Raw genomic sequence first — 13613 nt, 5'->3', positions numbered from 1 at the left:
GATCATGGCTGCTACAGAAGTGATCCTGCTTCAGCGCGTTGACCATCTGGGACAGATGGGCGATGTGGTGAAGGTTCGTCCGGGTTATGCCCGTAACTATCTGCTGCCGCAGGGCAAGGCTATTCGTGCAAACGAAGCCAACCGTTCACGCTTCGACCGTGAACGCGCTCAGCTGGAAGCACAGAACATCAAACGTCGTGAAGAGGCAGAACGCCTGTCCGAACGTATGGATGGTCTGGCTGTTATCCTGATCCGTCAGGCTGGTGACAGCGGCAGCCTGTATGGCTCCGTGTCTCCACGTGACGTGTCTCAGGCTGTGACAGAAGCTGGCTTCACCATCTCCCGTCAGCAGGTTTCCCTTGCTCATCCGATCAAGTCTCTTGGTCTGTATGAAGTTAAGGTTGCTCTGCACCCGGAAGTTGTTGTGCCGGTTATCGTCAACGTTGCTCGTTCTGCTGAAGAAGCTGAACGTCAGGCACGTGGCGAAGCAACCAGTGTGGAAGAAGAAGCTGAACTGGCTGGCGATGAAGCCCTCATTGAAGGCGAAATCGTTGCTGAAGACGCTGACACCACAGTTGCTGAAGAAGAAAACACTGTCGCCTGATAGTGGTTTTTTCTACATCTGACTGAAAAAGAGCCCGGAAGTATTTTCCGGGCTCTTTTTTTTGGCTTATTGTGTGCGCCATACAGATGGGCACAATGGAGCCAAGACAGATGAAACGACTGCTGGACCAGATTTTACGCCATTTTATTTCATCAGGACGTTTGCACGTTACCTGGCCGGAAGGTGATAAAACCGTTTATATCGGACGCAATACAGGCCCCGAAGCGGGGATGGTACTGCGTGATTCCGCTGCTGAACGCAGTTTGGCCCTTAACCCCGGTTTGGCCTTTGGGGAAGGTTACATGAATGGGAGCATTGCTCCCGTAGGGTGTACGCTCTATCAGCTTCTTGACCTTCTGATGCTGAATGCCATGTCACCCGGCCATTTGCCGGAGCAGATAGCGGCGGGTTTCCGGTTTGCGTGCAGAAGTTGGATTCAGTTTAATCCCATCCAGCGTTCGCGCCAGAATGTTGCGCACCATTATGACCTTGATAGTCGGCTGTATGAGCTTTTCCTGGATAAGGACCGGCAATATTCCTGCGCCTATTTTCGCACGGGGCAGGAAACGCTGGATGAAGCACAAAGTGCTAAAAAACATCATATAGCGTCAAAGCTTCTGCTCAATCGTCCGGGGCTGGAAGTGTTGGACATTGGGTGCGGCTGGGGTGGCATGGCCCTGACGCTGGCACGGGATTACGGTGCCATTGTTACAGGCATTACCCTGTCAGAAGAACAGTTGAGCGTTGCCCGCCAGCGTGCGCGTGATGAAGGGCTGGAGGGGCGTGTGCGCTTTGAAATGCTGGATTACCGCAACCTTCAGAGACGGTTTGACCGTATTGTCTCTGTCGGTATGTTCGAGCATGTCGGTGTAAGGCACTATCAGCAGTTTTTTGATATTATCAAAAAAAGTCTGGTGCAAGATGGCGTTGCTTTGGTGCATTCGATTGGCCGTATGGATGGCCCCGGCACGACCAACCCGTGGATCAACAAATATATTTTCCCAGGCGGCTATTCTCCAGCCTTAAGCGAAGTTTTTGCCGCGACAGAAAAATCAGGCCTATGGGTCACAGATTGCGAAATTCTGCGTCTGCATTACGCTAAAACGATAGCCATCTGGCGGGAACGGTTTGCTGCTAATCGGGCTAAAGCTGTTGCGTTATATGATGAGCGTTTTGCGCGGATGTTCGAATTTTATCTGGATGCAGCAGAACTTTCATTCCGTGTGCAAGGGCACATGAATTTTCAAATTCAGCTTTCGCCAGCCATAGAGGCAGTCCCGTTGACGCGTGACTACATGGCCGAAGCAGAAAATGCAGCAGCTCTTTAAAAACTAGATCTAGATTTTTGTATTTTTCTGCCTTTACACGGATCGCCACTTAGTAAGGGGGGTGGTGTAAAGGCAGAGCATGGAGCGGCCTAAATTAGTCTTAAATTTGTGGCTGTAAAAAGAGCCGCGCTCGGTCAGTTTTTGCGACAAAGAGACAGATGCGCTTTTGCCAAAAGGTCAAATTCGGCAATTGTCAGGGTTTCGGCGCGGCGTGCACCATCTATTCCTGTTTCTGCCAGCAAGACTTCCCCGTTCAGGCTTTTTAATGAGCCGCGTAGCATTTTGCGCCGTTGGCCAAATGCGGCTGCCGTAACCCGTTCCATGGCTTTAAAAAGCGCAGGTTCAGGTTGTTCTGCATGGGGGATGATGCTGGCTACCGCAGACCACACTGCTGGCGGAGGAGAGAACGCGCCAGGAGGCAGTTTCATGACAATAGCGCATTGCGCACACCACTGTGCCAGAACACCCAGACGGCCGTAATGGTCGCTGCCGGGAGCAGCACAGATGCGTTCAGCGACCTCAAGCTGGAACATCAAGGTCAGACGTTCCCATGCTAGTCCCTGCCGTAACCAGCCAATAAGCATAGGCGTGGCGACGTTGTAGGGCAGGTTGGCAACAATATGCCGGGGTGCCGGGCAAAGCTGTGTCAGATCCTGTTTGAGCGCATCGGCCTCAACCACAGTCAGGCGGTTGGGGAATACTGTTGCCAGTTCGCTGATGACCGCTACCGCACGGGAATCAAGTTCAACTGCTGTCACGCTCTCGGCGGGTGTTGCAAGCAGGGCGCGGGTAAGACCTCCGGGACCTGGCCCGACCTCGATAACATGGCGGCCAACCAAGGAGCCTGCCAGAGCAGCAATGCGCGCGGTAATGTCCGGATCCAGCAAGAAATGCTGGCCAAGAGCTTTGCGTGCATCAAGGCCATGGCGGCTGATAACCGCGCTCAGACTTTCAAGTTGGGGAAGCAGAACCTTAAACTCCCTTGAGCTTCACGCGCTTATCAATCATGGCCCGGCGGTGAAGGTCGCTGTCCAACTGGCGGGCTGTCTGTTCCACACGTTCGTTCATGAGCTGGTCAGCAATTTCGCTCGGAGCGCGGTCTGCAAAGTTTTTCTCTTTCTTGCTGCACACCATCAAAAGAGCAATGCCGTCAGGTGCGACAAGAGGGCGAGAAACCTTATTGAGCGGCAGAGTAGCCAGCAGGTCGCGCATCTGCGGGTTCAGGCGTTCAAGCTGAAGTTCACCCGGGTCGCTGGGGCGCTTATCGCCATTGGCCTTGTTAATGGCAGCCAGCTCATCGCAGGACTGAACACTACTGATATAATGCATGGCCTTTTGCAGGGTCTGTTGCTGTTGGGGCGTAACCTGCTGGGGGTTGAGCTGGGTATCAAACGGTAGAAATGCTTGCCGAATGGAGATCAGATGCCCCATCTGATGGCCAATGACGCGTTTACCGTTGACGGTCACGATCACAAACCCACCTGGTACCTTGATGGGGTTAGAGATGGCATTCACACCAACAGGCATCTGCTTGACGATGGCGACCACTGCCGGGTCAAGCTCATCTTCCTGCACCCAGCCCATAGAGCCGCCGTCAAGCGCTGTCTGGCTTTGGGAGAACTGGGCCGCCACAATCGGGAAGGGTGCGCCCTTACGCAATTCCTGAATAACGGTATTGGTAAAGTCCAGCTCTTCTTCCGCATGGCGGGGGTCATCCACCTTCACGAAAATCTCGCTCAGGTTGAATTCCGTACGGCCGTCCTCGCGTTTCAGGGCTTCTTCACGCTGGGCAATTTCGTTAGCGTTTACGCGACCTCTGGCCCCTAGTTCCTGACGCAGAACCTGAATCCAGCCAATCTGTACCCGGATCTGGTCAATCAACGTTGTGAGGGACACGCCATCCTGTGCCAGCTTGTCGCGCAGGGCATTGGCGGGCATGCCGTTGCGGTGTTCAATACCAGCAATGGCGGCTGCAATCTGCTCAGGCGAGATATCAATGTGGCGGCTGAGAATTTCCTGCGTTCTCAGGCGTTCATCAATCAACTGCCGAATAATCTGCGGGCGCAGGCGGGTCATGAGTTCGTTGCTGACCGGCAGGCCTGTGGAAAGCGCAAAAAGCTTCCCGCGGTTGTCAACGTCCCGCTTGGTCAGCGGGATACCGTTGACGACCGCCAGGATCATGTCATCGGGTTCAGGTGCGGCGGGTTTGGCCGCTTTCCCCTTGGTTTTGTCCTGTGACGTGGCGTGGGGGGCTGCCCATGCCGCAGGGCCAGAGGCTGGCACAACGGTGAGCGCAGCCAGAGAGCATGCCAGAGTAAGGGAGCGCAAACGCATACAGGACAGTCTTTCAGCTTTCTGCCAGAAAAGGAGCATGCTCTCTGATAGCCGAGCTTAAGCCTTTTTTGAAGCAGTTCTTATTTCAGGCCAAACGAACCGAGGGTTTTAAGGCTTACCGTGAAAAGGAAAGTCGAGTTACGCTGCTGGCCGCCAATGGTGGTGTATTGTTTAAGATACATCAGATCCAGACCGAAACAGTCGTTCGTATAACCGATATTGCCGCCCAGTGACACGAACTGCTTGCGGGACAGGCTGCGGCGCGCAAAACCAGACATGTACCAGTTGGCCCAGTTTGTGGACACGCCACCGCTGATTTCGTTAACGCGCTCATAATACAGCTGCGTTGGGCCAGAGGAGCGATAGTCACTTGCGTAGTAATAGTATGGTGTTACTGGCTCAAACACATAGCCGCCGCGGATGCGGAAGTGCGGCACCCCGGCACTGAACAGTGCATCACCAAAATTGACCTTGGATGTGTAGGGGTCCAGACGCATACGCGAAGTGAAGTCAAAATACTGATTGGGTGAGACGCGAGCCCTCATGACAACATCAGACGCATGGTGGTCCAGCCCGGAATAGGGCTGACGGTCATGCGTAATATGCTCCTGAAAACTCTCCCCAGCCAACAGGTCGACCTCGTGCCCATCCCACGTCCAGTTGGCATGAATGCCAACATTGCCACGCAAACCGCCATCCAGCCTGTCGGTGCCCTGGAAGCGGTTGAGCGAGAACAACGTGGAATCGGAAAATTCGTAAGCGAGACTGTCTTCATTGGGCAGGAAGTCATTTGCCCCGGCACCTGTGTTAGGTGCGTAGATCCCTTGTACGATGGGTTCAAGAATTTGCGTGCCACGCCCGTGCTCAAAAGTCCGCACGAAAGGCCAGTTGGTTTTGAGAGCTATGGTAGGCAGAACCTGCCCGCTCGTCATGGCTTTGGTGGTCTTGTAGTAGTTTGGCTGCTGGTAGAGCTTGCTGGCCCGGTACACCATGGAATCCAGATGCAGGGTGAGCAGGAACTGCTGGCCTAACTTGTTACGGAAAGGGCGGTCCCAGTTAAGGGCGACTTGGCCACGGACGTCTGAGGCACCGTTCGAGCGTTTGACGTTGAAGTCTGTGGTGGACAGACCAAAGCGCCCGCCCCAGGCATCAGGTTGGCCGAGGAAGCTGTATGTGTAGCGGGGCAGCACGAATGGCAGGTCAGAGTTACGAATAACGCCCTGGTTCAGCCCCTGGTAGAATTGCCCGTCCAGACGGCTATATGCGCCCGTTCCAAACCCTTCAAAATAGGCGTTGGAATTCAGGGTGTCGGCCCCATAACCCTGCACACGGTAGTTCCGCATGTAATCGGCTGATGTGGCAATATTTACGTTGGCACCAGCGCGCCAGTATTTGTTCAGAGAGGCTTGGAAATTGGCAAAGAGATAGCCTTGCAGGCCATGCCCGTTCCCGCCTTCTACATGCTCACCAAACCCATTGGTAAAGGAGTTTGAGCGGAGCGAACTGTAGGCAGCACCCCCTTGCAGGTTCAGAGAGCCGAAGTTGAACCGGTGACGATACTGGGCACTTAGCTGCGGGTTGGTTTTGGTGGAAAACAGCGCCTGAACCGTGACGTCAGATTGATCATCAATCACCCAGTAATAGGGGATGGTGAAATAGGTGCCCAGGTAGCGGTCATGCGGTGTGATGCCAGGCATCAGGAACCCGCTATGACGCTTGGCTGAGGGGTCTGCCATGGAGAAGAACGGAAGATAGAGAACAGGTATGCCGAAGATATCGAGGTATGCATCCCGGAAGTCTATCTTCTGGTGTTCCAGATCCTGCGTGGCGTCATACGCTCTAAATTGCCAGAAGGGCGCACGGGTCTTATCTTTTGCGCAGATTTCACAGGCTGTATAAACAGTGCGGCTCATGTCGTTGATCTTGCCGCCCGTGCGGCGGAGACCGTTGGCCGCCAGCTTGGCGTTTTCCGGCAGGCTGGCGTTAACATGCATCATAATACCATCACGCATACCGCCGCTCAGTTCAGCGTAATGCGCGTAAAGTACCGAGCCGTCTGACTGGATTGTAGCCACGTTTCCACGGGCGGCCACAACGCCGGTATCCCGGTCATACACAATTTTGTCGGCCCGCATGACGTGTTCACCCTGCCAGACCTGAACATTCCCGGTCCAGGTTACAGTGTGCTCATTATCGTCATAATCAACCTTGTCAGACTGAAAGGTTGCCGGCTCATCAGAGGATGAAGTGCGGCCTGTATTGATATGCATGGGGGCAGGCCGGAACTGCGCATGGGCAGTGCGGGGGGCTTGCAGAACAACGCAGGTTGCAACGCTCCCCAACGCCGTGGCAGCAGCCAATGCGTATCGACGGCGCAACAGCAGGGCGCGGGAAGGCCGATGGGCCACGGTCAATCAGCCATCCTCCAGATGAAGCAACAACGAAATAGCAAGGCACAATCCAGCAACAGTAGGGGCCCAGGCAGCCAGAACGGCAGGCAGCGCTCCTGAATTACCAAATTGCTCAGCAACTTTCGAGACTGTGAAAAGCAGAAAACCTGCGGCAACACCAGACCCGATCATACGCGCAACGCCACCACGGCGTGTGGGGCGCATGGAAAAACCCGCAGCAACCAGCGCCATTGTGCCTGCTAGCATAGGGAGTGCGAGCAAAGACTGGAAGTGAATACGGTGACGGATGGAAGAAAAACCTGAGCGTTCCAACAGTTTAATAAAGCTTGGAAGGGCCCAGATGGACAGGGTTTCTGGGGATGCAAAGCTTTCCTGCACGCGCCCAACGGTCAGGTCTGTGGGAAGGGTCAGTTGCCCTACGGGGTGGAGAATTTCGTAGGGGCGTACTGTCTGGGCGTTTTTCAGAATCCAGGCATGGTCGTCCAGATACCCTTCTGGAGCTTCGATTCTCAGAATGAGCTTATCCGCGTGGTCCAGACGGAAAATGCTGATGTCCCTGATTCGCAGTACGCTATCCTTGCCAAGTTGCACACCGCGGGCGTTCAGCAGCGCAACGCCATGAGGGTCAAACTGTGTATCCGCCTGCCGCAGCCATAATGCGCCGCTTGAAAGGCTGAGAGGGCCGCCTTCCGTGCGGAGATATTGCTGATCGAGTTCCTCGGCCTTGCGATAAAGGGATGAGGAGACCGGAGAGATGATGGTTGTTGCGATTGTACCAATCATCATGGCGCAGGCCAGCGGACCGGCCAGAAACTGCCATGCCGAGATACCCGCGGCGCGTGCCACCACGAGCTCAGACGAACGGGTCAGCCGCCAGAAGCAGACAATACCACCCAGAAGAATACCAAACGGCAGAATTTCAATAGAAAAATGGGGCACATGCAGCGCCGCAATTTCCGTCACCACATTGGTGGAAACATGAGGTTTTGTGGCAACGCGACGAAGCAGATCAATAAAATCAAACAGGCAGACAATGCCGGTCAAGGACGCAATCATGGCGACGACAGAAAATACGAACTGCCGCGCAATATAGAGCGAGAGGGTAACGGAAACGACCATGCTGCTACCCGCCCTTACGCTGTGCGGGGCTGGTTACGCCCCGTTCGTAACTCTGGGCCAAACAGGATGGCCGAGCAGACAATGCCCGGCAGTATGGCAAGGAGCGGGATAAGCGGAATAAGCGCCATATTCCGGCTTGCGAGGTTTTGTAGTACCAGATTAAGGGCCAAGAGCGCCACAACGCTCAGGACAGCCGCCAACGGCCGCTTGATATTACCATGCCGGGAAAACACGCCCCGCAGTATGGCAAACAGACCAACCATGGCAAAGGAGAAGCAGGTGAGGGGAGACGTCAGACGTCTCCAGCCTTCGACCTTGCGTTTACCAATATCGTTTTTGGCAACCTGTTTTGTATCCGGATGCAGCAGATCATGCAGGGACATCTCGGCTGCATCGGCATCGCGTTCGTCATTTTTTCTACTGGAAGACAGGTCCATGGTGTCCTGTTTGAACACGAGCATATCCAGTCGGCCCGTCTTGCGGTCAATCACCTGACGGGAGCCGTCATACAGCACAACGCGCGGCGCATCGTTTACGATAACCATTGTGCCACGGTTGGCCAGAATGGTGGCGTGGCGGTCCGGCTGGCGGTCATCTTCCACGACAATGCCGTGCAAGGTGCCATCGTGAGTGCGGGAGCGGATGTAAACCGTCATCACGTCCGACACCTTGGTGAATACCCCTTCCTGAAGCATGAAGGCCGCCATCTTGTTTCTGATCTGATATTCGTACTGCCGGAAGGCGTGATAAGAATGCGGCACCACCCATAAATTCAGCAAAAACCCGGCGAAGGTGGCGGCTATGGCGCAAGCCAGTCCCGGTCGTGCCAGAGAGAGCGGGGACAGGCCCGCCGCCCGCATGACCGTTAACTCACGGTCTCCGGCCAAGCGTTGGTACACGAACAGGCTGACCACGAATGTTGTGATAGGCAGCACCACAGCCACGAAGGAGGGAATGAGCAGGCTGGTCAGCTCAATAAAGACGCGGAGAGACAGCCCCCGATCTACAACAAGCGATACAAAGTGAAGGGACTGCATCAGCCAGATAAGCGCCGCCAGCCCGCCGGTTGTTGCCAGCAGGGCAATGAAGAGCTGATGAAAAATATAACGGTCCAGAGTTGGAGCGTGCTTCTTCAACCAGAGCTGAAATGAACGGGCGGTCATCTGCCTTATCTACCCCCTCCTGCCACAAGGGCAACACCCCCTTGCGGGATCAGATCGTACGCGAGGAGGGGATATGTAGCAAAGATGCGGCTTTAACGTGGCTTCTGCCTGAAAAATAAAAAAAGTTTTTTTGACGGAGGGCTCAACTATGCCTCCGTCAAGGGTGAAATAAGTTAGAATTCTTCGTGTGTGTCCGGGTCTCCGCCCAGACGATTGTTGGTGTCCAGCTTGGCAATGGCAGCCATATCGTCAGCGTCCAGAGTGAAGTCAAAGATATCCAGATTGGCGCGCATACGGTCCGGGTTGCCGGATTTGGGAAGAGGGATGATCTGAAGCTGGGTTGCCCAGCGCAGCATGATCTGGGCAGGGTTGCGGTTATGCTTCTCCGCTAGTTGGGTGATGGTGGGGTTGTCCATCAGGCCTTTTCCCAACGGGCTCCAGCCCTGCGTGAGAATGTTGTGGCGGGCGTTGAAGGCGCGCTGTTCGTTTTGTGGGAAATCCGCATGAATTTCGATCTGGTTGACCACGGGCACCACACCCGTTTCCTGCAATAGACGTTCCAAATGGGCTGGTTTGAAGTTGGAGACCCCGATTGACCGGATTTTCCCATCTTTCTGGGCGGCGATCATGGCTTTCCAGCTCTCGACGTACAGATCCTTCGCGGGCAGGGGCCAGTGAATGAGGTACAGGTCAACATACTCAACATTCAGGCGCTGAAGGCTGGCATCCAGCCCACGCAGGGCTGCATCGTACCCTTGGTCAGATCCACGGAGCTTGGTGGAAAGGAAAATGTCCTTCCGCTCAACGCTGGAGGCCTGCAGGGCATTGCCTACGTTCGTTTCATTCTCATAGCTGGCAGCCGTATCAATCAGCCGGTAACCGGTTAGCAGAGCCGCCTGGACGGCTGTTTCCAGTTGCTGGTCTTTCATCGGGTAGGTTCCAAACCCGACAGACGGAATGGACTTACCATCGTTAAGCGGAAGGAGCGGTGCTGCTGGCATGGTGACTATCCTTTAACAAAACGTATGAGAGACTGCCTTGCCAACGCGCGGTCGGCTGGGATGTTCCAAGCAACCCAGCCAGAACCTGACACTCAGAACAGAAGAATAACCCCGCCGGAGCCTGAATTATCGCTGTTATGGTTGCCACCGTGGGCGGCGGAGTTGGTGTGGGCAAATTCGGCTACAAGGTTCAGCCAGTCTGTCAGGCTGTAATAAGCGGCACCTACTTCAGACTGATTGCGCCGGACGAGCATGGAGTCATTTTCTCCCGGTGCCTGATACAGGTTACTAACCCCATAGCTCCCCACCAGTTTGAATTTTTTGGTGAAGTTATACATGGCCTGCACATAATATCCTTCTGACGAGCGTTTGCGGCCGTTGGCGGCTACCCCATCAAAGAACAGAGCCGTGGTGCCCAGGCCGCTCCCACGGTAATAATACGCGACGCCCTGAAAGTTCCTGTACGTGAATTTTGCGCCAATTTCTCCGGCTTCCGTCATGGCGCTTCTATGGTCGCTTTCGGCAATGGTATCACTTGTCAGGCCTTGATGATGCTGGATCAGGAAGCTGGCCCAGAGGCGTGTTTTTATGCCGCCAATAGCAAAGTCATAGGTCGCCTTGCCCTGTACCATGGGTGAAGAATGCTGTTGGGATTCAGCCGACAGCCCTCCGCCAGCAAAATTGAATTGGTCCAGTGGCTGGAACACACCCACAGACCCCTGAAGCCCATGATAGGTGGGGGACACGTAAGAAATTTGTGGGATCCAGTCCGCATAAACATATCCAACACCGATACGGCCCAGAGAGGTATTGCCGGGGGCCGCATTACTGCCTGTTGAGCCCACACTGAGCAGCGTGGCATCGTTCAGGATGGCATCGCTGCCGAAAATGGCCAGATCACGCCCGACCTTGAATGTTCCTACCTCTTTGGTGCCAAACGTAACGTAAACCTGACGTAAATCGATCCCGGCGGTACCCAGACCAACCGGGCTACCACCAGTATTGGCGTTGAAGGCCCCGTTTTTGGCGTTGTTCACGCCCGGATACATGCCGAGCACAGCAGACATATCAATGCCGGACTGCGTGGTGCTGAGTTTGAGGATGAAGCCTGCCGGGAGCAGGCCATTGCGTACGGAAGACGAGTCAAAGCCACTTGACCCGGTGGACACGCCCCCGGCTACCGGGCGGCCTCCCGCAGGGCTGTTATAAGTGTAAAAACCGTTCACAAAGCCAGAGAAATTGATGTCAACCGGACCGGCTTTAAAGGTTAACCCCTTGCCGGGCACGTATTTGGCCACACGGACAACACTGGAACTGTTAAGGGCGTTCTGAGTGGAAAGCATGGCCTGCTGGGCAGACCGTGCGCTGGCTTCTGCGCGGTCGGCGGCATTCTGTGCACGCAGCGTAGCGCTCTCTTCCTGTCCGGGGTCAAAACGAATCCCGTCTTCGTAGCCTGCTTCTACCGGGTGAGAGGTCGTACGCGCTGCGACACGCCGCGCCGATGGCGTTGCGGCGGTATGCTCAGCGGTACGTGTGACGTGTTGTGGTGCCGCAGCGCGGTGAATGTGTTTGGACAGGAGGGTGTCGTACTCATGCTGGGTCAGGCTGCCTTTTGCCCGTAAAATATCCAGCAGGTCACTATAATCATCTGCCAGCACAATAGAGGGGCAGGCAAGCGGGAAACAAACCGAGGCGGCAAGAAGGGTCGAGAACAAAAACGGCTTCTTGTGAGCCATAGCGGCATGCTCCTTGGGGTGATCTTCCTTTCTGTTGAGGAACAGTCCCGTTGTCGTCAACATGGTGAGAACTACACAAACATGTGTAGGCAAACCTGACAGTTTTCTCTTCAACTCAAGCGATTGTTATGGCGCGGTACCGAGCCTGCCTGTGGTGTTGGGCACGGCATGGGCGTGGTAAAAACAGGTGAGGGCAGGAAAAACTTTATATATCAGTTGGTTGTGGGAATTTGTTTCGCGGAAAAAATGTTATAACAGGGCGCAAGTAATGAAGCGCGCTGGCCCTTACCCCGTGAAGACAAAGGGGGAGGTATGCCAAGATTGAATCTTGCAAAAACTGCGAAAATTTGCAGCGCCGAAAAAATGGAGACAGAGTTCGGGGGCGAATATCCCACTTATCACGATTATTTTATTAAGTGGGAGGCGCAGGAACTACTCTGTGCTGGACAACTTCGCCAACGATAACGAGCGCAGGGCTTGTTACCCCGTTGCTCTGGGCTAGGTTTGGCAGGGATGCGAGAGTGCCGGTAAATACACGCTGCTCAGGCGAGGTGCCACGCTCCACAAGTGCTGCTGGCCAGTCAGCAGGCAGGCCGTGTGCATGCAGTTGTGCGCACAGGTCAGGCAGCATGCTAAGACCCATATAGATAACAACAGTCTGGCCGCGGAGGGCTATCCTGTCCCACGCCAGTTCCAAAGTGCCATCGGCACGTGCATGGCCCGTTATGAACAGGCAGGACTGAGCACAGTCCCGATGTGTCAGGGGAATACCGGCATAAGCTGCACACCCATTGGCAGCGGAAATACCTGGCACAATGCGGAAGGGTACCCCCGCAGCAACCAGTGCCTCCATTTCCTCGCCGCCACGCCCAAAGATAAAGGGATCTCCCCCCTTTAGGCGCAAAACACGCTCGCCGGCTTTGGCGCGGCGGATCAGTTCTTCATTAATGCCTTCTTGAGGCAGGGTGTGCCGGTTGCGCTGCTTGCCAACAAACACGCGCTCTGCGTCCCGGCGGACATAATTGAGGATATCCCGGCCGATCAGGTTGTCATATAAAACCGTATCGGCATCCTGCATCAGGCGGAGTGCTGCCAATGTCAGCAGGTCAGGGTCTCCGGGGCCTGCGCCAACAAGCCAGACCTCACCCTGTGGCGTATGACCCTGTGTAAGCTGGTCCAGCTCTTCTGCTGCGGCCTGCGTGTCACCTTTCAGAGCCAGATGCTGCCCTCTGCCATCCAGAAAACGCTCCCATACCTGTCTGCGGTCAGAGGAGGCGGGCAGCTTTTCGCGCAGCGGAAGGCGCTTGTCCTGCATAAACTCCACCAGCCTATGCAGCCCGGCGGGCAGAACTTCCTCAATTCTGGCACGTAGGCGGCGTGCCAGAACAGGCGCCGCGCCACCTGTGGACACGGCAACCTGCACAGCGCCGCGTATGGACAGGGCGGGCGTTATGAAGCTGGAAATTCCGGGATCATCGACCGCACACACAGGAACATTTTCTGCCTGACAGACGGAGGCGATGTCACGGTTCAAAGCAGCATCGTTTGTTGCCACATAGACCAGCCTGCACCCGGCCAATCGTGCCTTAACATCATGCGGGGTTACGTCTATCGCGACGTGCTCAATGGCACTTTCCTCGGCAAGGCGCTGCAATTCTGGCGTGAGGTTTTGGGAGAGAACCTCAATTTTGGCACCGGTTGGGACGAGGAGCTGTATTTTATTGGCCGCGACATTGCCGCCGCCAATAACAAGAACACGCGCACCGTCCATGCGGAGCACGATAGGAAACCAGGTCGTATGCGATGATGATCGTTGCATAATCAGATCAGCAAGCAGGCTTGCGCCAGTAAGGCAAGTCTTGAAGGCAAAAATGACCGGAAAAAAATGCTATTTCCAGCCTCATCTCCTCCCTGCCA

The 13613-nt window shown here is 55.1% G+C and carries 10 protein-coding genes; 2 read left to right on the top strand and 8 right to left on the bottom strand.

The features are described from left to right. Window positions 1-4 precede the first annotated feature (4 nt). Together rplI and Abci_RS00210 are read left to right on the top strand one after the other, a co-directional pair. Complete coding sequence (gene rplI / locus Abci_RS00215; protein WP_048837135.1) at window positions 5-604, top strand: 50S ribosomal protein L9; 600 nt, start codon at window positions 5-7, stop codon at window positions 602-604. 110 nt (window positions 605-714) lie between these two features. Next, on the top strand, window positions 715-1932 hold the full coding sequence (locus Abci_RS00210; protein WP_048837134.1) for an SAM-dependent methyltransferase: 1218 nt from the start codon (window positions 715-717) through the stop codon (window positions 1930-1932). 134 nt (window positions 1933-2066) lie between these two features. Here the strand turns inward: Abci_RS00210 and rsmA are convergent, their stop codons facing one another. The 8 genes from rsmA to cysG all read right to left on the bottom strand — a co-directional run bounded on the left by rsmA (window position 2067) and on the right by cysG (window position 13515). Next, the gene (gene rsmA, locus Abci_RS00205) at window positions 2067-2900 is read right to left on the bottom strand and encodes a 16S rRNA (adenine(1518)-N(6)/adenine(1519)-N(6))-dimethyltransferase RsmA (RefSeq protein ID WP_048837133.1); all 834 of its coding nucleotides are present in this window, start codon (window positions 2898-2900) and stop codon (window positions 2067-2069) included. Between the two features lie 4 nt (window positions 2901-2904). Beyond that, window positions 2905-4266 (bottom strand): peptidylprolyl isomerase, encoded by a 1362-nt coding sequence (locus Abci_RS00200; RefSeq protein WP_048837217.1) that lies wholly within the window; start codon window positions 4264-4266, stop codon window positions 2905-2907. A gap of 80 nt (window positions 4267-4346) precedes the next feature. Further along, window positions 4347-6674 carry an LPS-assembly protein LptD gene (locus Abci_RS00195; protein WP_048837216.1) on the bottom strand — a complete coding sequence of 776 codons (2328 nt, stop codon included), beginning with the start codon at window positions 6672-6674 and terminating at the stop codon, window positions 4347-4349. A gap of 6 nt (window positions 6675-6680) precedes the next feature. Further along, a complete protein-coding gene (gene lptG, locus Abci_RS00190; protein WP_048837132.1) occupies window positions 6681-7796 on the bottom strand; it encodes an LPS export ABC transporter permease LptG in 1116 nt (371 codons plus the stop codon). 14 nt (window positions 7797-7810) lie between these two features. Then, entirely contained in the window at window positions 7811-8959 is a 1149-nt protein-coding gene (lptF, locus tag Abci_RS00185) for an LPS export ABC transporter permease LptF (protein WP_048837131.1), read from the bottom strand. Between the two features lie 173 nt (window positions 8960-9132). After that, window positions 9133-9960: an aldo/keto reductase gene (locus Abci_RS00180; RefSeq protein WP_048837130.1), complete on the bottom strand. Its 828-nt coding sequence runs from the start codon at window positions 9958-9960 to the stop codon at window positions 9133-9135. Window positions 9961-10052: 92 nt separating this feature from the next. Beyond that, a complete protein-coding gene (locus Abci_RS00175; protein ID WP_048837129.1) occupies window positions 10053-11696 on the bottom strand; it encodes a porin in 1644 nt (547 codons plus the stop codon). A 412-nt stretch (window positions 11697-12108) separates the two neighbouring features. Then, window positions 12109-13515, bottom strand: a complete 1407-nt coding sequence (gene cysG / locus Abci_RS00170) for a siroheme synthase CysG (RefSeq protein ID WP_048837128.1) — start codon at window positions 13513-13515, stop codon at window positions 12109-12111. Window positions 13516-13613 lie beyond the last annotated feature (98 nt).

The organism is Acetobacter cibinongensis, from assembly GCF_000963925.1.
Classification (GTDB): Bacteria; Pseudomonadota; Alphaproteobacteria; order Acetobacterales; family Acetobacteraceae; genus Acetobacter; species Acetobacter cibinongensis.
Note: the sequence above shows the minus strand (reverse complement) of the source record. Positions and strands in the feature narration are given on the sequence as shown.